25 protein-coding genes and 2 pseudogenes are annotated in these 21,169 nt (G+C 63.2%); 13 read left to right on the plus strand and 14 right to left on the minus strand.

The genetic code is table 11. The features are described from left to right. Nucleotide 1 precedes the first annotated feature (1 nt). From fmt to truA, 3 genes are read left to right on the plus strand one after another with little or no spacing between them, the layout of a single operon-like run. The gene (gene fmt / locus X742_RS155495) at nt 2-955 is read left to right on the plus strand and encodes a methionyl-tRNA formyltransferase (RefSeq protein WP_023772274.1); all 954 of its coding nucleotides are present in this window, start codon (nt 2-4) and stop codon (nt 953-955) included. Next, on the plus strand, nt 952-1,458 hold the full coding sequence (locus X742_RS155490; RefSeq protein WP_023772275.1) for an N-acetyltransferase: 507 nt from the start codon (nt 952-954) through the stop codon (nt 1,456-1,458). Before fmt ends, X742_RS155490 begins: the two co-directional genes overlap by 4 nt. A gap of 22 nt (nt 1,459-1,480) precedes the next feature. Beyond that, nucleotides 1,481-2,233, plus strand: a complete 753-nt coding sequence (gene truA / locus X742_RS155485; RefSeq protein ID WP_023772276.1) for a tRNA pseudouridine(38-40) synthase TruA — start codon at nt 1,481-1,483, stop codon at nt 2,231-2,233. Nucleotides 2,234-2,243: 10 nt separating this feature from the next. On the opposite strand, the gene X742_RS155480 is transcribed toward truA, so the two are convergent. Together X742_RS155480 and dapE are read right to left on the minus strand one after the other, a co-directional pair. Next, nucleotides 2,244-2,876 carry a hypothetical protein gene (locus X742_RS155480; RefSeq protein WP_023772277.1) on the minus strand — a complete coding sequence of 211 codons (633 nt, stop codon included), beginning with the start codon at nt 2,874-2,876 and terminating at the stop codon, nt 2,244-2,246. Nucleotides 2,877-2,881: 5 nt separating this feature from the next. Continuing rightward, nucleotides 2,882-3,961, minus strand: a complete 1,080-nt coding sequence (dapE, locus tag X742_RS155475; RefSeq protein ID WP_023772278.1) for a succinyl-diaminopimelate desuccinylase — start codon at nt 3,959-3,961, stop codon at nt 2,882-2,884. Nucleotides 3,962-4,086: 125 nt separating this feature from the next. On the opposite strand from dapE, the gene X742_RS155470 reads away from it, so the two are divergent. Further along, nucleotides 4,087-5,130 carry a 2-dehydropantoate 2-reductase gene (locus X742_RS155470; protein ID WP_023772279.1) on the plus strand — a complete coding sequence of 348 codons (1,044 nt, stop codon included), beginning with the start codon at nt 4,087-4,089 and terminating at the stop codon, nt 5,128-5,130. On the opposite strand, the gene X742_RS1000000172405 is transcribed toward X742_RS155470, so the two are convergent. The 5 genes and pseudogenes from X742_RS1000000172405 to dapD all read right to left on the minus strand — a co-directional run bounded on the left by X742_RS1000000172405 (nt 5,030) and on the right by dapD (nt 7,614). Beyond that, nucleotides 5,030-5,800: a hypothetical protein gene (locus X742_RS1000000172405; protein ID WP_084569526.1), complete on the minus strand. Its 771-nt coding sequence runs from the start codon at nt 5,798-5,800 to the stop codon at nt 5,030-5,032. The genes X742_RS155470 and X742_RS1000000172405 overlap by 101 nt on opposite strands. A gap of 73 nt (nt 5,801-5,873) precedes the next feature. Further along, a complete protein-coding gene (locus X742_RS0136900; protein ID WP_051407643.1) occupies nt 5,874-6,266 on the minus strand; it encodes a DUF805 domain-containing protein in 393 nt (130 codons plus the stop codon). Continuing rightward, a pseudogene (locus X742_RS1000000175680) lies at nt 6,223-6,348 on the minus strand (DUF805 domain-containing protein); the annotation flags it as partial. The pseudogene X742_RS1000000175680 and the gene X742_RS0136900, both read right to left, overlap by 44 nt. Next, entirely contained in the window at nt 6,326-6,688 is a 363-nt protein-coding gene (locus tag X742_RS155455; RefSeq protein ID WP_023772282.1) for a DUF805 domain-containing protein, read from the minus strand. The gene X742_RS155455 and the pseudogene X742_RS1000000175680, both read right to left, overlap by 23 nt. A 71-nt stretch (nt 6,689-6,759) precedes the next feature. Next, nucleotides 6,760-7,614, minus strand: coding sequence for a 2,3,4,5-tetrahydropyridine-2,6-dicarboxylate N-succinyltransferase (dapD, locus tag X742_RS155450; protein WP_023772283.1), 855 nt, complete (start codon nt 7,612-7,614; stop codon nt 6,760-6,762). On the opposite strand from dapD, the gene X742_RS155445 reads away from it, so the two are divergent. Beyond that, entirely contained in the window at nt 7,613-8,425 is an 813-nt protein-coding gene (locus X742_RS155445) for an LOG family protein (protein ID WP_156939382.1), read from the plus strand. The two genes, dapD and X742_RS155445, sit on opposite strands and share 2 nt — an antisense overlap. Nucleotides 8,426-8,482: 57 nt before the next feature. Here the strand turns inward: X742_RS155445 and X742_RS155440 are convergent, their stop codons facing one another. Next, nucleotides 8,483-9,187 (minus strand): pyrimidine 5'-nucleotidase, encoded by a 705-nt coding sequence (locus X742_RS155440; RefSeq protein ID WP_015314425.1) that lies wholly within the window; start codon nt 9,185-9,187, stop codon nt 8,483-8,485. 163 nt (nt 9,188-9,350) lie between these two features. Here X742_RS155440 and X742_RS155435 point away from each other — a divergent pair, with 163 nt between their 5' ends. From X742_RS155435 to X742_RS155425, 3 genes are all read left to right on the plus strand, one after another. Next, entirely contained in the window at nt 9,351-10,112 is a 762-nt protein-coding gene (locus tag X742_RS155435) for a GGDEF domain-containing protein (protein ID WP_023772285.1), read from the plus strand. A gap of 169 nt (nt 10,113-10,281) precedes the next feature. Further along, complete coding sequence (locus X742_RS155430) at nt 10,282-10,482, plus strand: hypothetical protein (protein WP_023772286.1); 201 nt, start codon at nt 10,282-10,284, stop codon at nt 10,480-10,482. Continuing rightward, nucleotides 10,479-11,918: a GMC family oxidoreductase gene (locus X742_RS155425; RefSeq protein ID WP_023772287.1), complete on the plus strand. Its 1,440-nt coding sequence runs from the start codon at nt 10,479-10,481 to the stop codon at nt 11,916-11,918. Before X742_RS155430 ends, X742_RS155425 begins: the two co-directional genes overlap by 4 nt. A 77-nt stretch (nt 11,919-11,995) precedes the next feature. On the opposite strand, the gene X742_RS1000000174800 is transcribed toward X742_RS155425, so the two are convergent. Then, a complete protein-coding gene (locus X742_RS1000000174800) occupies nt 11,996-12,163 on the minus strand; it encodes a hypothetical protein (RefSeq protein WP_023772288.1) in 168 nt (55 codons plus the stop codon). 94 nt (nt 12,164-12,257) lie between these two features. Here X742_RS1000000174800 and X742_RS155420 point away from each other — a divergent pair, with 94 nt between their 5' ends. Beyond that, on the plus strand, nt 12,258-12,755 hold the full coding sequence (locus X742_RS155420) for a MarR family transcriptional regulator (protein ID WP_023772289.1): 498 nt from the start codon (nt 12,258-12,260) through the stop codon (nt 12,753-12,755). Nucleotides 12,756-12,807: 52 nt separating this feature from the next. Here the strand turns inward: X742_RS155420 and X742_RS155415 are convergent, their stop codons facing one another. Next, nucleotides 12,808-13,440, minus strand: a complete 633-nt coding sequence (locus tag X742_RS155415; protein WP_023772290.1) for a TetR/AcrR family transcriptional regulator — start codon at nt 13,438-13,440, stop codon at nt 12,808-12,810. Nucleotides 13,441-13,543: 103 nt separating this feature from the next. Between X742_RS155415 and X742_RS155410 the strand changes: the two genes are divergently transcribed. Then, a complete protein-coding gene (locus X742_RS155410) occupies nt 13,544-13,948 on the plus strand; it encodes a VOC family protein (protein ID WP_023772291.1) in 405 nt (134 codons plus the stop codon). A 147-nt stretch (nt 13,949-14,095) separates the two neighbouring features. On the opposite strand, the gene X742_RS155405 is transcribed toward X742_RS155410, so the two are convergent. The 3 genes from X742_RS155405 to X742_RS155395 form a co-directional block, all read right to left on the minus strand. Beyond that, the gene (locus X742_RS155405; RefSeq protein ID WP_023772292.1) at nt 14,096-15,070 is read right to left on the minus strand and encodes an amino acid ABC transporter permease; all 975 of its coding nucleotides are present in this window, start codon (nt 15,068-15,070) and stop codon (nt 14,096-14,098) included. After that, the gene (locus X742_RS155400; RefSeq protein WP_023772293.1) at nt 15,067-16,371 is read right to left on the minus strand and encodes an FAD-binding oxidoreductase; all 1,305 of its coding nucleotides are present in this window, start codon (nt 16,369-16,371) and stop codon (nt 15,067-15,069) included. Before X742_RS155400 ends, X742_RS155405 begins: the two co-directional genes overlap by 4 nt. Before the next feature lie 78 nt (nt 16,372-16,449). Then, nucleotides 16,450-17,268, minus strand: coding sequence for a transporter substrate-binding domain-containing protein (locus X742_RS155395; protein WP_245275552.1), 819 nt, complete (start codon nt 17,266-17,268; stop codon nt 16,450-16,452). A 208-nt stretch (nt 17,269-17,476) separates the two neighbouring features. Here X742_RS155395 and X742_RS155390 point away from each other — a divergent pair, with 208 nt between their 5' ends. Continuing rightward, the gene (locus X742_RS155390) at nt 17,477-18,082 is read left to right on the plus strand and encodes an Lrp/AsnC family transcriptional regulator (RefSeq protein WP_245275539.1); all 606 of its coding nucleotides are present in this window, start codon (nt 17,477-17,479) and stop codon (nt 18,080-18,082) included. 68 nt (nt 18,083-18,150) lie between these two features. Here X742_RS155390 and phhA read toward each other — a convergent pair whose 3' ends face one another. Then, nucleotides 18,151-18,987, minus strand: coding sequence for a phenylalanine 4-monooxygenase (gene phhA, locus X742_RS155385; RefSeq protein WP_023772296.1), 837 nt, complete (start codon nt 18,985-18,987; stop codon nt 18,151-18,153). Between the two features lie 138 nt (nt 18,988-19,125). Between phhA and X742_RS155380 the strand changes: the two genes are divergently transcribed. Both X742_RS155380 and X742_RS01000000170100 read left to right on the plus strand, forming a co-directional pair. Continuing rightward, nucleotides 19,126-19,602 (plus strand): Lrp/AsnC family transcriptional regulator, encoded by a 477-nt coding sequence (locus X742_RS155380; RefSeq protein ID WP_023772297.1) that lies wholly within the window; start codon nt 19,126-19,128, stop codon nt 19,600-19,602. 109 nt (nt 19,603-19,711) lie between these two features. Further along, nucleotides 19,712-21,125, plus strand: a pseudogene (locus tag X742_RS01000000170100) (cobalamin-dependent protein). The last annotated feature ends 44 nt before the right edge of the window (nt 21,126-21,169 follow it).

The raw sequence follows: 21,169 nt of genomic DNA on the forward strand, positions 1-21,169 counted from the left end.
AATGCCCCTTCGCGTCATCTTCATGGGCACGCCGGAGTTTTCGGTGCCGACGCTGCGCGCCATCGCCGAGGCCGGCCACGAGATTTCAGCCGTCTACACGCAGCCGCCGCGCGCCGCCGGCCGGCGCGGGCTGGAACTGACGCCGTCGCCGGTGCAGCGCGAGGCCGGGCGGCTTGGCATCGAGGCGCGCACACCGACCTCGTTGAAGAGCGAGGCCGAGCAGGCCGCTTTTGCCGACCTGGGCGCCGATATCGCCGTGGTCGTCGCTTATGGATTGCTGTTGCCCAAGGCAGTTCTGGAGGCGCCCCGGCTTGGCTGCGTCAACGGCCACGCATCGCTTTTGCCGCGCTGGCGTGGCGCCGCGCCCATCCAGCGCGCCATCATGGCTGGAGACACGCAGACCGGCATGATGGTGATGCGCATGGAGGCGGGGCTGGATACCGGCCCGGTCGGATTGGTTGAAAAATGCGCCATCGGCCCCGATATGACAGGCGGCGATCTGCATGATCGGTTGATGAGTGTCGGCGCTGCCCTGATGGTGGAAGCGTTGGCGCGGCTGGAACAGAACACCTTGGCATTTACCGCGCAGGCGGCCGAAGGGGTGACTTACGCCAGGAAAATCGATAAGTCCGAGACGCGCGTGGAGTGGACACGGCCCGCGGCCGGGGTTCACAACCATATTCGTGGCCTGTCGCCCTTTCCCGGCGCCTGGTCCGAGATTGAAATTGGCGGCCGCATGGAACGGCTGAAACTGCTTCGCTCGACGCTATCCGAAGGCGTGTCGCCTTCGGAAGATTTGGGCGAGTCGGGAGGAATTCTCGATGACCGGCTGACGGTCGCCTGCGGAAAAGGCGCGGTCAGGCTGGTCGAAGTTCAACGTGCGGGCGGAAAGCCCGCCGCCGCGTCGGAATTCCTGCGCGGAGCCAAGATCGAAAAAGGACTGAAATTCTCATGAGCATGATGTCGATACGCGCGGCGACGCCGCGGGACCGCGAGGCCATTCGCCTCGTCGAGGAACACGCTTTCGGCCAGCAGACGGAGGCCGGCCTGGTCGACGCGTTGGTGACCGGCGGTGACGCCGTCGTCGAACTGGTGGCGGAAGAAGACGGCCAGGTCGTTGGCCACATCCTGTTTTCGCGGCTGTTCGTGCGCCACGGCGGCAAGAGCTTTGCCGCCGTGGCGCTTGCCCCGCTGGCGGTGGAGCCGTCCTTTCACGGCTCCGGCATCGGCGGCGCGTTGATCCGGGAGGCCCATATCCGGCTCAAGGAGGCTGGCGAGACGCTGGCCGTCGTGCTGGGCGACCCGGCCTATTACGGCCGTTTCGGCTACAGCCATGCCCGTGCCGGGAAGTTCGAGAGCGAATACCAAGGCGAGGCGCTGCAGGCGCTGGCCTGGGGCGACGCTCCTGAAGCCGGCAGGCTGGTCTACGCTTCCGCCTTCACCGCTCTCGCCGCCTAGGCGAGAGCGTCGCCGTCCCGGAATGCCGCGTTTTCGCCTCGATATCGAATATGACGGCAGCCTGTTTGCCGGCTGGCAGCATCAGGCCGACCAGCCTTCGGTGCAGCAGGCGATCGAGCAGGCGATCGAGAATTTCTGCGGCGAGGCGGTCCGGCTGCGCGCCGCCGGCCGCACCGATGCCGGCGTGCATGCGAGCGCGCAGGTGGCGCATGTCGACCTTGCCAAGGCGTGGCCCGACGACAAGGTGCGCGATGCCGTCAATGCACACCTGCAGGCGGCCGGTGCGCGCATCGTCATCCTGAAGGCCACGATCGTCCCGGATGATTTCGATGCCCGTTTCTCCGCCATCGGTCGGCACTATCTCTACCGCATCCTCAATCGGCGGGCGCCCTCGGCGCTGGAGAAGGGTAAGGTATGGTGGGTGCCGAAGCGGCTCGATGCCGCCGCCATGCACGAGGCGGCGAAGCTCCTGCTCGGCCGACACGACTTCACCACCTTCCGCTCGACGCAGTGCCAGGCCACCAGCCCGATCAGAACATTGGAGCGGCTCGACGTGAGCCGAACGGGCGATGATCTCATCGAGGTGAGGGCATCGGCACGATCCTTTCTGCACAACCAGGTGCGCTCGATGGTCGGCTCGCTGAAGCGGGTCGGCGACGGCGGCTGGACATCGGGCGACCTCAAGGCGGCGTTGGAAGCGCGAGACCGCGCAGCCTGCGGCCAGGTAGCGCCGCCCGACGGGCTTTTTCTCATCGGCGTCGATTATCCGGGGTAGAACCCTGGTTCTATCCAGGATAAAGCCCGGAAAGGCTCTGGGCCCCGACATCGTCGGGCACGGAGATGCCAAGCAGCATCTGCAGTCCGAACAGCACCAGCAGCGAAGCGACGAACATGCCGACGAAAACGGCGGTGCCGAAGGCAGCGCCCCTGCCGATCGTCGCGTTGGTCATGCGCCAGGTCAGCACCATCGACAGGGAAAATAATAGCAGCGACACAAGGCTCGAGACTTGGCTTGTCGAGGACAGGAAGAGCCTGATCAGCGCCGAAGGCAGCATCAGCCAGGCGGTGATCGCCGAGGCCCAGTTGCTGGCGACGACATAGTGGACGAAGCGCCCGCCGATGCCGGCGCGCCGCGCCACCAAGGCGAGCGCCACCAGCGGCAGCACCCAGGAGCCGATATCGACCGTCGCCAGTCGCACCAGCATGCTGAAGCGGCCGGCGAAGGCATCGGGATCGCCGATCTCGTTGGCGATGCCGACCCAGCCGACGATCAGCGCCGGTGCCGCGACGATGATGGCGAAGAACGAATTCCAGAAGCCGTCGGCCGTCAGGTCGAGCAGGCGCAGGCCGTCGGCCTTGCCGAGCATCAGCCGCCAGGCGCCGGTCAGCGAAGCTTGGGTTTCGTCCGCCGAAAGCATGCTGATCAGCCCTGTCCGAACCAGTCGTCGATGAAGCGCTGGTAGATCCGCGTCAGCGTTTCCAGATCGGCGATGGCCACGCGCTCGTCCACCATGTGCATGGTCTTGCCGACCAGGCCGAATTCGACCACCGGGCAATAGTCCTTGATAAAGCGCGCATCCGATGTGCCGCCGGAGGTGGATAGCGCCGGCTTTTTGCCGACCACCGCCTTGACCGAGCCGCTCAACGTCTCGACTAGCCTGTCGTCGCGGGTCAGGAAGACATGGCTCGGCCGGTCGCGCCAGACCAGCTCATAGTCGACTGGGGTCTTCTTGCCCGGCCGGTATTTCTTGCGCCCAGCCGCCTGATCGAGGCGGTTGTGGATTTCCGCCTGGACCGTCTCGGCCGTCCAGCTGTCGTTGAAGCGGATGTTGAAGGTGGCGGTTGCCTTGGCGGGAATGACATTGGTGGCCGGGTTGCCGACATCGATGGAGGTCACCTCGAGGTTGGTCGGCTGGAAATCCTTGGTTCCCTTGTCGAAGGCGGGATGCAGCAAGGCGTCCACCAGGCTCATCAGGCCCCGCACCGGATTGTCGGCAAGCTGCGGATAAGCGGCATGGCCCTGGCGGCCATTGACGGCGATGCTACCCGACATCGAGCCGCGCCGGCCGATCTTGACCATGTCGCCGAGCGTGTCCGGATTGGTCGGCTCGCCGACGATCGAGGCGTCCCATTTCTCGCCTTTGGACGCGGCCCATTCGAGCAGCTTGACCGTGCCGTTGATGGCCGGCCCTTCCTCGTCGCCGGTAATCAGCAGCGAGACCGAGCCCTTCGGGCCACCATTCGCCTCGACGTTGCGCGCCACCGCGGCAATGAAGCAAGCAATGCCGCCCTTCATGTCGACCGCGCCACGGCCATACATTTCGCCATTGGCGATGTCGGCGGCGAAAGGCGGATGCGTCCAGGCGGCTTCGTCGCCGACCGGCACCACGTCGGTATGACCCGCGAACATCAGATAGATCGGAAGAGCACACGTCTGNGGTGTCACCGAGGCACAGCGGATGAGAGAGGCAAGGTTTGCGGCGGGGTCAGTAGGCAGCGTCATGGCAAAAGCGATAGTCGAAAGCGAATGGCCTGTCACGGCCAGACATAGGGCCAAGCCAATGGCCGACGATACCGCCGACATTATGGTTTTCATGTCGTATAGTTCTGGCTGACGCGGAGAAAGAGATGGCAAACGGCGAAAAGAGGATCGTCATTGCCGGCGCCGGCAGCATTGGCTGTTATGTCGGCGGCTGCCTGGCGCTCGCCGGGCGGCAGGTTGTCTTGTTTGCCAGGCCGCGCATCGAGGCATCGCTGTGGCAGGGCGGATTGCGCGTCAGCGACCTCGAGGGTCGCGATCGCCTGATCAAGCCGGCAGAGCTTGCCGTCACCACCGATCCGGCCGCGGCCTTGCCAGGGGCCGATGTGATCCTGGTCACCGTCAAGAGTGGCGCGACGTTGGAAATGGCGGCACTCATCAAGGCCCATGCCCGTCCCGATGCCGTGGTGGTGAGCCTTCAGAACGGCGTCGACAACGCCGACAGGCTCCGCGCGGCACTTGGCCCGCGAACGGTGCTGGCTGGCATGGTGCCGTTCAATGTCGTGCAATCAGCCGATGGAGAGCTGCCGCTGCGCGTCCACCGCGCCAGCGACGGCAAGGTGAAGGTTGAAGACGGCGATGCCCGCCTTGCGCACCTTCTCGACGCTGAAGGCCTGGCTGTCGAAACGCATGGTGATATGAAGGCCGTGCTGTGGGGCAAGCTTCTGATGAACCTGAACAATGCGCTGGTGGCGCTGTCAGGCCTGCCGCTGGCAACCGAACTTGCTGACCGGCGCTGGCGGCTGATCCTGGCCAGCCAGATCGACGAGGCCTTGCTGGCGATGAAGGCCTCCGGCATCGAGCCGGCCCGGATCGCCGGCCTGCGCCCGACGCTGCTGCCGAAGGTGCTCAGGTTGCCCGACTGGCTGTTCAAGCTCCTGGCTCGGCGCATGCTGGCGATCGATCCCGAGGCGCGCTCGTCGATGTGGGACGATCTGCAGCGTGGCCGGTCGACAGAAATCGACGACTTGCAGGGCGCCGTTTTGCGGCTCGCTGAAAAAGCCGGTACGCCGGCGCCGACGGTCCAGCTTATCAAGGCGCTGGTGCGCGCGGCGGAAGCCGAGCGGCTTGGCTCGCCGGACCTGGTGCCGGAGAAGGTTGTGGCGCCGCCGGCCGGCCGTCGATCAACGTGATCTTCTGCCAGATCTTGCGCGACAGGTTGGACGCCAGGTTCTCGATGTCGTTGACGCCGGCTATGACGACAGCGTCATTGACGGATTGGGCGAACAGCGCCGCGATCTTGCCGGTGATCGACAGCATTTCGGAGCAATAGTCGAGATAGCGCGCAAGATCCGCGGCATTGGTTAGACGGGCCGGCGAATGCGCCGTCGGCTTGAAGCTGGCCGACAGCGCCGCCGGATCCTTGGTCAACTGGTGCATGTCGATGACGTGGATCAGTGATCTGAGGCCATGCAACTGGCGAAACACCTGCTTGATGCGCTCCTCGGTGCGGATCAGGGCGAGGAAGCCGAGCACGGCGAGGATGATCATGTTGATCGTGGCTTCGATGCCTTGCACCGACTGCACCGCGTCGTCGGCTTGCGAGATGTGAATGAGCGGCAGGATGGTGCCGACGAACAGGAAGATCAGCGCGCCCGCGATGACGGCGGCGACGATGATGCCACGCAGCCACCAGATCGGCGCTTCCAGGGTCTTCGCGGCCTTGGCCAGATCGCGAGACAGCGACACAAGTTCGGCGGCGACGCCGCGCAACCCGGCCTCCGGGAAACGGTCGGCCACACGCCCTTCCAGCCGCTCGGCGGTTTCGATGATCAGTTTCGGATCAAGCGTGCGGTAGCGCATGGCGAGATATCCGATCGGCCCCCTAGAGCATGATGCCGAAAAGTTTGGAGCGGCTTTCCGACGACGTCATGCTCTATTTCTTTGATTCTGCCGGCTCGTTGGTGCGCTGGCCATAGCGGTTGGGTCCAGGCTGCCCTGGAAACAGGCACAACACAAGGAAGGCGACGATCGAGACGACCGGCACGAACAGGATCAGCGCGGCAATGCCCGGCCTGTCGAGGTCGTGCAGCCGCTTCACCGCCAGCGCAATGTTCGACCACAGCGAGGCGATGAAGGCGATGAAGAAGATGAACGACCACATGTTGCTCTCGGCCGAACCCTCCGGCACCAGCGTGAAGCGGTATAGCGGGAATGCCTGGATGATGGCGACGAGCAACCCGCCGAGAAAATAGGCCGCGCGGCTGACGCGGCCCGAGGTCTTNCGGGAATGCCTGGATGATGGCGACGAGCAACCCGCCGAGAAAATAGGCCGCGCGGCTGACGCGGCCCGAGGTCTTGAAGAAAAGCCAGTTGAGATCCGATCTTTCAGGCAAGCGGGTCCGATCCATATTGATTGGCACCCCTGGTGCCTTCGAGAATGCCGAGTTCGACCAGCAGCCAGATGCCGCCGATGACGGGTACGAGGCCGATCAGCGTCCACCAGCCCGACTTGTTGCGGTCGTGCCAGCGTTTGGCATAGAGGGCAATCGCGAAATAGATCGATGCCAGCGCGAAGAGGATGCCTATGATGCCGATCTGGGCACCGCTGGCCGTGGTGAAACGCGTGCCGAGGATCGCATCGAGAATGAAAGCAATAACGCCGATAACGATGAATACGCCGATGCCAGCCCAGAACTTACCCCGGTTGATGCGGCCATCAAAGCTTGTGAGCAGATATTTCCAGTCCATGTCACCCCTCCAGTTGAACCAGCGCGACCGATTGTCGCGCCGGCGGAAGGTGCGCCTGCCCGGCGGAAAGATCAATCGCGCAGCAATTCGTTGATAGACGTTTTGGACCGGGTCTTGGCGTCGACTCGCTTGACGATGACGGCGCAGTAGAGACCTGGGCCCGGCTCGTTGTTTGGAAATGCCTTGCCCGGCAGCGAGCCGGCGACGACCACGGAATTCGGCGGCACCTCGCCATAGAAGATCTCGCCGGTGGCGCGGTCGACGATCTTGGTCGACTGGCCGATGAAGACGCCCATGCCGAGCACCGAGCCTTCGCGCACGATGCAGCCCTCGACCACTTCGGACCGCGCCCCGATGAAGCAATTGTCCTCGATGATGGTGGGGCCGGCCTGCATCGGCTCCAGCACGCCGCCGATGCCGACGCCGCCCGAAAGGTGGACGTTCTTGCCGATCTGGGCGCAGGAGCCGACCGAGGCCCAGGTGTCGACCATGGTGCCGCTATCGACATAGGCGCCGACATTGACGAAGGACGGCATCAAAACCGCGCCCGGCGCAACATAGGCCGAACGGCGCACGATCGACGACGGCACGGCGCGGAAGCCCGCCTTCTCGAAATCGACGGCGCCCCAGCCGTCGAACTTGGACGCCACCTTGTCCCACCACACGGCCTCGCCGGGGCCGCCCTTGATGATCTCCATCGGATTGAGCCGGAAAGAGAGCAGCACCGCCTTCTTCAGCCACTGATTGACATGCCACTTGCCGTCGGCCTGCCGCTCGGCGACGCGGGCGGTGCCGCGGTCGAGCAGGTCGAGTGCCGACTGGATGGCGTCGCGCACCTCGCCGCGGGTCGCGGTCGAAATGGCGTCGCGTTCCTCGAAGGCCCTGTCGATGGTCCTTTCGAGGCTCGCCAGATCGGGCTTCGACATGAATTTGCTCCATTACCAAGCTGTTAAGGGNAGCGTGCCGGACACGCCGCAAACTCGGGCCGAGACCTACCGCCTGGCTTGGAACGATCCCGACTTCATGACCCGGCGCGAGCTGCGCGCCGTCAGGCTGCAACTGGAACTGCTGAAGCCGGAAATGATCCTCGCCGAGCGCGGCATTCGTTCGACCGTGATCCTGTTCGGCGGCGCGCGCCTGCCGGAGCCCGGCGGCGAGGCCTGGGCGGCCAAGAACGAGACGCAGAAGAAGAACCTCGAGGAGAACAGCAAATATTATGAGGAGGCGCGCAAATTCGCCCGCCTGTGTTCGCAGCAGTCGGCCACGTCATATTATCGCGAATACGTGGTGGTAACCGGTGGCGGTCCGGGCGTCATGGAAGCGGGAAACCGCGGCGCCGATGATGTCGGCGCGCCGTCGATCGGACTCAACATCGTGCTGCCGCACGAGCAGGCGCCGAACCCCTATGTGACGCCGGAGCTCTGTTTCAACTTCCACTATTTCGCCATCCGCAAGATGCACTTCGTCATGCGCGCCAAGGCCGTGGCGGTGTTTCCCGGCGGCTTCGGCACCATGGACGAGTTCTTCGAGACGCTGACGCTGATCCAGACCGGACGCATGGAGCGCGTGCCGGTGATCCTATTCGGCAAGTCCTTCTGGAAACGTGCGATCAACCTCGACTTCCTCGCCGAGCAGGGCACGATCAGCCCCGGCGACCAGGACATCATCGATTTCGTCGACACAGCCGACGAAGCCTGGGGCATCATCAGCAGGTTCTACAAGCTAGGAAGTGAGTGAGTAGGGGATGGTGAGTAGTAGGTAGCGAAAGATGTTCTACTCACTACTCACTACTCACTACTCACTACTCACTATTCCTGTCAAAAACTCCGCGAGATCGTCGGTGACGTAGTCGACGTCGTCTTCCTGCGCCGGGTCGCGTTCCCAGATTTCCGAGAAGGTCGGCTCGAAATTGCGCGGCACCACGAGAACCGTGGTCATGCCCAGCGACTTCGGCACGGCCAGGTTGCGGGCGAGGTCCTCGAACATCACCGCATTGTGGCCGGTGACGGCGTGCAGTTCGGCGAACTTCTCGTACGTCTGGCGCGCCGGCTTGGGATTGAGGCCGGCAGCGACGATATCGAAAATATCGTCGAAATGGTCGAGGATGCCAAGTTGCCGCGCCGTGCGTTCGGCATGCCTGCGGTCGCCATTGGTGAAGATGAACTTGCGGCCGGGAAGCTGGCGGATTGCGGTGCCGAGAACGGGATCGGGCACCAGCCACGAATAATCGATGTCATGGACCTTCTCCAGAAAGTCGTCGGGATCGATGCCGTGGCGCGTCATCAGCCCGTTCAGCGTCGTGCCGTATTCGCGATAGAGCTCCTTCTGCAGCTTGCGCGCCTCCTCGCGCGGCAGCGCCAGCAATTCCCCGACATAGGCGGTCATCTTGACGTCGATCTGCGAGAACAGATTCGAATGATGCGGGTAGAGCGTGTTGTCGAGGTCGAACACCCAGTCGGTGACATGGGCGAAGCGGGCGGGATCCGGAAGCGTGGTCATGTGCTCCTTATGGCATGAAACAGGGCTTCTGAAAGGGACTTTATCCACAACTTCTGCGCGTCGAGAGTGGCGGAAATGGCCTGACGATTCAAATTTTAGCCATCCCCGAAAGGTCGCCTTCAGGGCTTGCTGGCACAGAGACAAGTCCTGTGTGGAGCCCGCGATGAACAGCATTATTCTCAAATCCGCCGCCGTCGCTTTCGCCTCCGTCGCTGCTTCGCTCCTGCTGACATTGATCATCGTCCCAGCCATGGGATTCCCGATAACGCGCACGATCTGGCTGACGTCGACAGTCTGTCCGCTGGTCCTTGCCTGGACGGCATGCGCCGGCACGTTCTGGCAGAGCGACAGGTTGAAAAATGCCCATCGCGAATTGGCCCGTGCCCACGCCCAACTCGCCGCGGCGCACCGCCGCCTGGCGGAAAAGGCGAGCCGCGACGACATGACCGGCATGCTCAACCGGGAAAGCTTCTTTGCCGCACTTGACGGTTCCCGGCGCAAGTCCGACCGTGGCGCGCTGCTGATCATAGACGCCGATCATTTCAAGAAGATCAATGACAGTTTTGGTCACCTGACCGGGGACGAGGCGCTGCTGTTGATCGCCAGCGCCATCGAGCGCGGCGTGCGCAGCGGCGATGTGCTCGGCCGGATCGGCGGCGAGGAGTTCGGCGCGTTTCTGACCGGAGCCACGGAACAGGAGGCCAAGCGCGTTGCCGAACGGATCCGTCGCGAGGTCGAGCTGATCCGCTTCCGGCCTGTCGATGAGCGAACCATTCCTTTGACCGTCAGCATCGGCGGCACCGTCTGTGGCGAGGACGTCACCGTATCGGACCTGATGCGCGCCGCCGACCGGCGCCTCTACCAGGCCAAACATGCGGGCCGCAACCTGACGATCCTCGATACGGACATTTCAGCGGCCGCGTGAGCCGACCGGCACAACCGGCCTGTTAAGGAATTGCTAACGCTGTTTGCATTCGGTTGTGCCGCTTCACTGCCTTGAGGCCGGCCTTGGCACGATACTGGCCTCTGTCAAGATGCGTGTGCCGTTCAAGGAATGTCATGCGCATCGAAGCCCCCTATCCGAGAGACCTGCCATGAGTTTCTTCCTCAAGAAAATGCCGCGCCGCATGATCGTGCAGGCGCTGATCGCCCTGCCTGCCCTGTCCCTGTTCCGCAAGCTGCCCGAGGCCGACGCGGCCTATGGCGGTCCATCGCGGGTCGAACCATCACGGGCCGACCCGAATGAGATCGTCGAGATCAATGGCTGGATCCTGAAGCGGAGTGACCTGGCATGATCTTCGACAGCTACGAGGCGTATCGCGCCGCTAATTTCGCGCCAAAGGTCTGTATCCTTGGTTCCGGCCCCGCCGGCACCACGATCGCCAGGAAACTTGGCGCGGCCGGCATCCCGGTCGTGGTGCTGGAAGCCGGTTCGCGGGAATTCAGCGACGAGTCGCAGGATTTCTACCGCGGCACCACGGTCGGCGATTTCTACTTCAATCTCGATATCACGCGGTTGCGGTTCATGGGCGGCAGCTCCAACCATTGGGCCGGCTGGTGCCGTGTACTCGACAAGCTGGATTTCAAGCCGAAGGCCTGGGCGCAGGATACGGGCTGGCCGATCCGCCGTACCGACATCGAGCCCTATCTGCCGGAAGTGCGCGATATTCTCGACCTTCCCGAATTCCGGCCGGATGTGCCAATCTCGGACGACATACGCTGGGTGCAGCTGATCAAGAGCCCGGCGGTGCGCTTTGCCGAAAAATACGCCGACGAACTGGATAAGAGCCAGAACATCGCGGTCGTGCTCAACACCTATGCCACCGAGCTCGCCGGCGACGGCAAGCGCGTGACCGGCGCCAGATTATGGTCCAACGGCCAGGATGCCGGCGCCTTCAGCGCGGACTATTTCATCGCCTGCACCGGCGGGCTGGAGAATTCGCGGCTGCTTCTGTGGTCGAACCAGCGGTCCAACGGCGGTGTCGTGCCCAATGCGGCGGCGCTTGGCCGCTACTGGATGGAACATCCGACCTTCGAGGGCGGCAATGCCATCCTGGCCAACTATGGCGAGTTCGAGGTCGATGCCGTCAACGAGGCCTTCTTCTCACCGACACTCGCCGCGATGGAGCGGCTGCGGATCATGAATTTCGGCATCCGGCTGATCGAAACGCCCTATCCGGGGGTCAAGAGCCTGATCGCCGATCTCGCCTGCACGGCGCCCAACATGGCCGAGTGGATGTCCTCCAAGCTCAGCCAGAATCTGCGCTGCGCGGCCCAGCTTTACGTCGCTTGGGAGCAAGCGCCACTGGCGTCCAACCAGATTGAGCTGTCAAAGACCGATGTCGACCACGCCGGCGTGCCGCGCATCGAGTTGCACTGGAAGAAATCGGACCTGGAGCGCCGTACCGTTCTCGAAGGGCTCAGGCTGTTCGGCACGACGCTGATCGAGAAGAATCTCGGCCGCGTGCGCATCGCCGACTGGATCAGCAATGGTGGCGATTATCCGACGAATGACGAGACGGCGGGCCACCATCACCTGGGCGGCGCGCGCATGGGCACCGATGTCACCAGGAGCGTGGTCGACGCCAACTGCAAGGTGCACGGCATGGACAACCTCTATGTCGGCGGCTCCGCGGTGTTCTGCACATCCGGTCAAGCCAACCCGACGACGACGATCACCGCGCTGGCCTGCCGGCTGGGCGAACATCTGAGCAAGGTGGTCGCCGTCTGAGTGGCCTGGGTAAAACTTGACCGCGACGTTGAAGCCTCCCCCGGCGCCGATGACGGCGCCGGATGAGTTAGGCATGCTCAAAAACCGTAGATGGCGATACGCACCAGCACCGCCGCGGCGGCCAGCGCCACGAGCAGGATCCCGAGGCCGATGGGCGAACCCCATCCATACCATTCCATCGCCAGCTTGGCGTATTTGAACTCATCCTCGTGCGAGAGAGGTGGACGTTGTTGAATCACGCTCATTTTTCACTCCTTGCCGGCGGCCGGCCCTTGCCTTGTCCAGGCCGCGGCCGCATATTGCTGTAANGGTCTAAATGTTAGACAAATTGATAGTTAGATGATCGAAGTAAATTCGTCAAGCAAGAATCGCAACGAAATCACGGCCGCGATCGGCCTTGCCGTCATGCAATGGCAGGACGCGACACAGGCCTATGACGAGGCGGTCGGGGCAAGACTCGGCCTCAACATGGCCGAGCGCCACTGTATCGGACTGCTCCATGGCGGCCCGCAATCGGCGGGCGCGGTCGCCACCGCGACCGGGCTGACGCCGGCCGCGGTGACGGCGCTGATCGACCGGCTGGNGGCGCGCGGCCTGCTGACGCGCACGCGCAGTCTCGAGGACAGGCGCAAGGTGGTGATCGAAGCGACCGAGGCGACGCGGGAGCTGTCGGCGCGCTATTACGGCGCCATCGCCAAGGAGGGCGAAAAAGTGATCGCCACCTTCAGCGACGCCGAGCTCGCGACCATCTCGCGCTTCGTCAACGCCGCGCTCGACCTGCAGCGCGCCCAGCTCGAGCGGCTGAAGGCCGAAGGGCCGGACGCCCGCGGGCTATAGGCGGGTGCCATGTGTTCGCGGCTTTCCTGCACACGTCGGCAGGGGAATGGAACTATTTCGGCTGAACCCCATAGGTGACAAGAAACGCCTCCACCGAGGCATCCGCATGCCGTTCAAGTTCGGCTTTGGAACGCCGGTTGCTTCCCGTGAACATAGCTTCATTCATGGGAATCCAGAGAAGCATTCCAAACAGATGGCTGGCTGCCAGATGGGGGTCACTGGTTCGCATCAGGCCTCGATTGGTGAGCTTTTCAAAGCAGGACGCCGTCGAGGCAAGCATGCGCTCAAAACCGTTGTCGTACCAGCTGCGACCAAGCTGCGGCATCCGATCCGCGTTGGCGATGATCAGGCGCCGCAGCTTCAACAGCTCCTCATCCATCAGCATCGTTATCAAACGCCGAGCAAGCTGCTGCAGGCCACCCTGCATGAATTTCGCCTCGGAAAGCAGTGTCGTCACGGATTCGATGACGTCGTTGACTTGGGTAGCGGTTGATAGAACGACTTCGGCGAAAAGTGTCTCCTTGTCCTTGAAATGCTTGTAGACGGTCTGCTTGGAAGCTCCCGCCCTGGTGGCGATTTCCTCCATGCTGGTGCCATCATAGCCCTTGCCGATGAACGCCGCCGTGGCCGCCTGGATGATTTCACGATCCTTGCGGGCCGACCTAGTCTCACCGTCGATTTCCATGGGCTTCCCTTGTTCAGTACTAGACGGTACCGTTCCCGCATGATAGTCACCGTTATAGTACTAGACTGGCTAGTACCCGTCAACGAAAGCAGGGCTTGAATCGATGAGCAAAATGATCTTCCTCAATCTGCCGGTGCGCGATCTTCAGGCAGCGACCAACTTCTATCTCGCGATCGGAGGCACACTGAACCCGCAGTTCTCGAACGACCAGGCCAGCTCGATCATGTTCTCGGACTCCATCGGTGTCATGCTGCTGACGCACCAGCATTACGGCCAGTTCACAGCGCGGCGGATCGGCGACCCCAAACGTGAGAGCCAGATGCTGATCGCCCTCACCACGGACAGCAAGGACGAGGTCAATGCCCTGATCGAGAAGGGCGTGGCGGCAGGCGGCCGCGCTGATCCCAATCCGGCCCAGGATCTCGGTTTCATGTTCAACCGCCACATCGAAGATCCAGACGGCAACGTCTGGGAATTCCTGTGGATGAACCCCGCCGCCATGCAATAACCTGTCGGGATCAAAGCGTCTAAAGCGCGTCGCCCTGAAACGGATTCATGCGACGCGCTTTAGGTCCTTGAACCGCACTCTCACTTTACGCAATTCCGGATGCAAAACCGCTCCACACTTTCCGGAAATTGTCCCGGAGACGGCCAATCACGCCTGCCGTTCCGATCGGCCGAAGCGCCGTTCGAGATAGGCCTGGCCGAATTCCAGTGCGATCGACAGGATCCAGTAGATCATCGACGCGGTGATCAGCATCTCGATGTGGCGGAACTCCGTCTGGCCCATGGTGCGGGCGAGATACATGATCTCCCAGACGCCGACGACCGACACCAGCGAGGAATCCTTCAGCATGGCGATGAACTGGTTGCCGGTCGGCGGGATGATGACGCGCATGGCCTGTGGCAGGATGACCAGCGCCATGGTCTGGCCGGGGCTCAGGCCGAGCGCCGTGGCGCCTTCGCTTTGGCCGCGCGGGATGCTTTCGATGCCGGCGCGGAAGATCTCGGTCATGTAGGCGCCATAACACAGCGACAGGGCCACGATGCCGGCCGGCACCGCGCCGATCACATAGCCGACCTGCGGCAGGCCGAGATAGATGATGTAGATCTGCATCAGCAACGGCAGGCCGCGAAACAGCGACGTGTAGAAGGTGGCCAGCCCGTAAACGATGCCGTTGCCGGTCAGTTTGGCGATGGCCCCGACAAGCGCGATGGTCGTTGCGATCAGAATCGAGATCGCCGAAATGTAAAGCGTCGTGGTGACGCCCTGGGTGATCAGGAAGCCGACCTTCCTGGCAATGAAGGCAAAGGAGAGGTCGAAGGAATAGAAGAACAGCATCAGCAGCGCGAACAGCTCGATCCAGACGCCGGCGATCTGCTGGCGTCGGGGCAGCAGCAGCAGCAGCTTGCAATTCACCAGAACCAGGAGCGCGATCAACACGGCCGAGAGGGCGCGCGACAAGGCTGGATTGGCCTGCAACCAGTCGGATGCAAGCGGCATCACCGAGCCGATCCAGCTCGACTTGATGCCCATGGCGTAGAGGGCCGCGGCCAGCAGCGCGGGAAAAAGCGCGGCCGCCGCGTGGCGGGCGAGGCCTGGATGGGAGAGCATCAGCCTGCCGATCATGCCGTCACCTTGTCCTTGGTGGTGGCGCGGCGTTCCCGCCACCAGTCCTGCGTCTGCAATTTCCAGTAGGTGAGCTGCGCGGCAGCCAGGCCACCGGCGCCGCCGGCCCAGCTCAGTCCGAATGGCGCGAACTGCCGATACCGGTCCGAAGCGCCCAGAATGCCCTCGGCGACTACTTTTCCGGCAATCGCCGTGGTGTTGAGGCCATGGCCACCGAAAGCGGTGCAGTACCAGACGCCTGATTGCATCTCCCCGATCTGGGGCATCAGATGCCGGGCATAGGACATTAGACCAGACCAGGCCAATTCGGTCTTGAGGCCGGCAAGCTGCGGGTAGGTGCCGACCATTTCACGGCGCAATTCGCGCGCCAGCGCGTCGGCGGAAGCGGCACGCGTGGTGATGCGCCCGCCCCACAAAAGGCGATTGCCACTCTCGACCAGACGATAATAGTCGCCGGCCCGCCTGTTGTCGCCGACGGCATCCGTGGTGGCGATGGCTTGCGCGATGAGGCGGGGAGCCACCTCGGAAACCATCACATAGGTCGCGATGGGCAGAAAGGCGCGGTAGAGCTGGCCGAACACCGGGCCGGTATAGCCGCCGGTCGCGAGCACGATCTGGGGCGCCCGAAGCGTGCCCTGCCTCGTGCGCAGCATCTTTTGCGGTCCCGACAGGTCGCATTGGACGACCTCCGAACTCTCATGGATATTGCCGCCCAGCCGCTCGATCTCGTCGGCCAGGCAACGCAGATAGTTGAGCGGATGGATGTGAAAGGCGTTCGGGTCGCGCAGGCCTTGGTGGTAGCGAGCTGATTTCAGCACCGCGCGCACGTCTTCGCCGCGCAGATATTGAAGCTCGTAACCGTGGTCGCGGGCCATCTGGTCGGCATAGGCCTTCAGCGCATCGCCGCCGTCATAGCGCAAGACGCTGAGCAGGCCGGCACGCGGCTGGGCGGCCGATATTCCGAGCGCCTCGATAGTGTCGCGCACGAATTCCATGCCTTCGATCGACAGCCGGTGCAGGTCGCGCGCTGCCTCTCCGCCGACACGTGCGGCGATAGTGTCGCCGCCGGTGGCGAAGCCGGGTGTGACGAAGCCGCCATTGCGTCCCGAAGCGCCGAAACCGACGACCTGGGCTTCCAGCACGACGACGTGCAGTCCGGCGCGCGCCAGCTGCAGCGCTGTCGTCAGTCCGGCCAATCCGGCGCCGACGACGGCCACGTCACATCGCGCCTCGCCTTTGAGCGGGGGCCGCGTCTTCGGGTCGGTCAGGGTGCGGGCGTAATAGGTGTCCGGATAGGCCATCGACGACTTTGCGGTGAGGGGCATTCATGAGGTGGGGTGACGCCCGCCGGCTGCCGAGGGGGCAGCCGGCGGCATGACTTATTTGGCGCTGTAGTCCTTGCCGTACCACTTCGTGGTCAGCGCGGCGAGCGTGCCGTCCGTCTTCATTTCGGTGATGATGCCCCCGACTTTCGCGGTCCACTCGGGATCCTTCTTCTCGGCGATGACGACGAGCGGCTCGCGGAAGGCGTACTCGCCTTCCAGGATCTTCACGGGATAGCCGTTCTTGATGGCGTTCTGCGCCGTCTGTTCCGGCGCGATCACGGCATTCAGGCGCACGCCGTCGCCAAGCCGCAGGTCATCGAAGGGAAGCATGGAATCCGCGTAGGTGCGGATCTCGCCCGGCTCGAGCTTGTATTCGATGGGAGCCAGACCAGGCGCGTCGATTTCGAGCTTGCGGCGGATGAAATCCTCCGAGGTGGTGGCTGTTTCGACGCCGATGATCTTGCCGTTGAGATCGGCGACCGACTTCGCGCCGCTGTCCTTGTGCAGGACGTAGACGTAGGGGCTGTAATAATAGATGCCGACAAAGTCGATCACCTTGGAGCGGGCCTTTGTCGGCGTGACCGATCCGACGCCAAGGTCGTAGCGTCCCTGCCAGCGCCCGCCGGTCAACGTCGCCCAGTCGGGCGTTTCGAACGAGACGTCGACACCAAGCCGCTTGCCGATCTCGCGCGAGACATCGATGTCGAAACCGGCGAGTTCGTTGCTGTCGTTGAGAAAGCTCTGTGGCGGCCAGGCCGCGTTGGTGGCGATGACCATCGCCTTTTTCGACGTGACGCGGTCCAGGGTTTCACCGGCGATGGCTGCCGTCGTGATGGCGAATGTCGCGGCGGCAAGAACGGCGAAATTGAGCAGCTTTTTCAAAGTTATCCCTCCCTTGTGGTTGAACTTATAGGTTGAGTGCCCGACGTCGAACCTTAGCGCTTCAGCGACGGGTTCAACCGAATCGGTTTCGGACGTTGCCCATCACAGCCAAAGCTGATTCCCCCTGATAGACCGGCGTGTGTGACCCCAGACAGTCAGGTCGCAAAAAGAAGGATTCCACCCGGCGAAATGCCGGATAATGGCGATCGCGCAGTCATTGCGTCCCTTGAGACGACAAAGTGCCGGATATGTTGGCCTTGTTCCGTTCGCCGCTGCCAGTATTGCGGATTGTCGCGAGGGCTGTTCAGCCGATAGGATCGCGGTGGTTAGTAAGGGGATCGAGCGAGAGGTTTTGTTGGTGGAATTGACCGAGAAGGATCGTCAGTTGCTCGCGCTGATGCAGAAGAACGCGCGTGAGCCGGTCGCGTCACTGGCGCGACAGCTCGGCGTGTCGCGGACAGCGCTGCAGGAGCGGATCCAGAAGCTGGAGGCCGGCGGCATCATCGAAGGCTATACCGTGCGGCTGGCCAAGACGGTGGCCCAGAACGCCGTCCACTGTTTCACCCTCGCCGCCCTGAACAACAAGAGCTATCCAGACGTCTCCAGAAGGATCAAGGCGATGCCCTCCATCCAGGCGGTCTATGCCATAACCGGTGAATGGGATCTGATCATCCACCTTGCCGCCGAGACGCTCGAGAAGCTGAACCGGGAGGTGAATGCCCTGAATGAAATCAGCGGCGTCGTCAAAACCGCTTCCCACGTGGTGATGGAGACGAAGTTCAACCGGACCATCTACGCATTGTAGGACATGGCGATGCCCCGGCGGGCAAGGAGAACTCGGCCAGCCGGGACGTTGTGCCCATGCCGCTGAAACTACACCTTCGCAGGGTCGAGCGCCGGCTGGCCCTTGCGGCGCGCGACGATCACTTCGAAATCCGCCGTCTGGAAGGCATCGCGCAAGGCGTCGAAGGACGGCAGCACGAAATAGGCGCGCTGGAACTTGTCGATCTCGTAGCCGGTGCGCATCACCGTTTCCAGGTCGAACGGCACATGGTGGGCGTCGTTGCTCTGGACAGCGAACTGCAACTCGGTGAACGACGACATCAGGCCGGCGCCAAACGCCTTCAGCGGCTGGCCGTTCTCCTGAATCAGGCCATATTCGGCCGTGTACCAGTAGAGCCGGGTGATCATCTCGTCGCCGCCCAGCGCAATGATGTCGCCGGCCTTCTTGCCATACATCTGCATGAAATCGGCAAACACCGGTTGCGACAGGACCGGTACATGGCCGAAGAAGTCATGGAACATGTCCGGCTCGACGATATAGTCGAGTTCCTGCGTGGTCCGCAGCCAGTTGGTGACCGGGAAGCGGCGGTTGGCGAGGTGGTCGAAGAAAGGTGCCGCAGGAATGAGGCCCGGCACGGCGACGATTTCCCAACCGGTCAGCTTACGCAGCTTGGTGCTGACGTCCTCGAAATCGGGGATGCGGTCGAGAAGGCCGAGCTTCTCGACGCCGTCGAGATAGGAGTGATGGGCGAGCTTTTGCGTCAGCTTGGTCTGGCGGTCGCACAGCGTGCGCCACACCGCCTGCTCCTCGGTCGAATAGTCATAAGCCTGCCCCACGGTGAAATCCGCGCGGCACACCGAATAGTCGCCGCGCAATCCTTGCGCCGCGCAGTCGCGGGCGTATTCGGCAACGCTCATCGTCGTCATGGGTTTTCTCCTCGCACAGCATCAATGCTTGACTGCAGCAAGGCTAACCCGATCTGTCGAGGCAAATTGGCTTTGATGATGGCTCCCTCGCCATATTCGAGATAACATTCACTCGTAATTCGCATAGGAGGAGTGAAATTGCCTCAATTCGACGATTTTGAGATCAAGATGCTGGATGTCCTGCAACGCAACGGCCGCAAACCCGTTTCCGAGCTGGCGCAGGAGGTCGGCCTCTCCACCACGCCCTGCGCGCGGCGCTTCGATGCCCTGCAGGAAGCCGGCATCATCAAGGGCTTTGCCGCGGTGATCAGCCGCCGCGCCGTCGGCCTGATGGTCGAGGTATTCATCCAGGTGCGGCTCGTCAGTCACAGCGACGGCTCGCCTGAGAGCTTCATTGCAGCCGTTCAGCGCATGGATGAGGTGTCGTCGTGCTGGACGATGACCGGCGACCACGACTTTTTGCTGCATGTCATGGTGCCCTCGGTCGACGAGCTCAACGCCTTCGTCATGCATCGGCTGATGCGGCTCGACGGCGTGCGCGACGTCCACACGCAGCTGGTGCTGCAGAACATCAAGGGACCCGGGCACGTGCCGCTCGCGCATCTCAGGCGGTGATGCGCATCCGCGTTTCTGCGGAAAAGCTGCCCGCAAACTGCTGAACCCGGCCCCTTCGGCGACCAGCTCTGGAACCAGCATGCACGGACCATCCCTCCCGAGGTCCGCCATGAAAATCGTCCTGATCAATCCGCCACACACCGCCATCGGCAGCCGCGTGCCCGACGATCACTTGCCGCCGCTTGGCCTGCTGGCGATCGGCGGCCCGCTGCTCGATGCCGGCCATCTAGTGCGGCTCGTCGATGCCGAGTTCGGGCCGATGCCGCTCGCCTCGGTTGTCTCGGAAGCCCTGAAGGACTGTCCCGACTTCGTTCTGATCGGCCATTCCGGCTCGACCTCGGCACATCCGACCGCCTTGTTGATCGCCGGGATGATCAAGGCGCGCGCGCCGGCGACGATCATCCTCTATGGCGGCGTCTTTCCCACCTATCACTGGCGCGACATCTTGGCGTCAACCGACGCCTTCGACTTCATCGTGCGCGGCGAGGGCGAGGCGACCGTGGTGGCGCTGGTCGAGGCGCTGGAGATGCGCCAGCCGCCGGCAAGCGTGGCCGGCATCGCCTGTCGCGACGATCTTAACCGTCCCTTCGCCACGCAAGCGGCGACGACCATCGCCGACCTCGACGCCTACCGCGTCGGCTGGGAGCTGATCGACCACCGCAGATACAGCTACTGGGGAGGCAAGCGTGCGGTGGTCATGCAGTTTTCGCGCGGCTGTCCGCATCTGTGCAATTATTGCGGCCAGCGCGGCTTCTGGACCCGCTGGCGGCATCGCGACCCANTTGATTGCCGAGAACGTGCCGGTGCTGATCGTCGGCTCGACTCGCGCCGACGACATCGTGCGCGATGCCGACATGCTACACCTCTACCGCCGAGCCGGTGTCATCCGCTGGCTGCTCGGCATGGAAAACACCGACGAGCAGACGCTGCAATTGATCCGCAAGGGCGGCAGTACCTCGTCCGATCGTGAAGCGATACGGCTGCTGCGGACGCACGGCATCCTGTCCATGGCGACCTGGGTGGCCGGCTTCGAGGATGAGGGACTTCGCGATCTGTGGCGCGGCTTTCGCCAGCTCCTCGCCTACGACCCCGACCAGATCCAGGCGCTCTATGTGACGCCGCATCGCTGGACGCCGTTTTTCAGGATCGCGCGGGAGCGCAAGGTCATCCAGAGGGATGCTCGCCTGTGGGATTACAAGCACCAGGTGCTGCACATGACCCGGCTGAAGCCGTGGATGCTGTTCTTCTCGGTCAAGCTGATTGAGCTCGCCGTGCAGTCGAGGCCGAAGGCGCTGGCGCGCATCCTGTTCCACCCCGATCCCGAGCAGCGGCATTCGATGCGCTGGTATATGCGGATGGGCCGCCGCGTCTGGTTCCGGGAGGTCTGGGGTTTTCTGGTGACCGACCGCCGGGTGAAAGGCGGCCCGACGCTCGCCGAATTCTGGGGCGCACCGCAGGACACCGAGGAGGAATCGATGGCTTTCGGGCGGCCGGTTACAAAGCCGGCCTTCCCGCGGCCGTAAATCGCGGCCTGCCAGGCAGAAGATTAGCCGGCTGACAAGCAGCA

Source organism: Mesorhizobium sp. LNHC229A00 (assembly GCF_000502415.1).
In the GTDB taxonomy this organism is placed as follows: Bacteria; Pseudomonadota; Alphaproteobacteria; order Rhizobiales; family Rhizobiaceae; genus Mesorhizobium.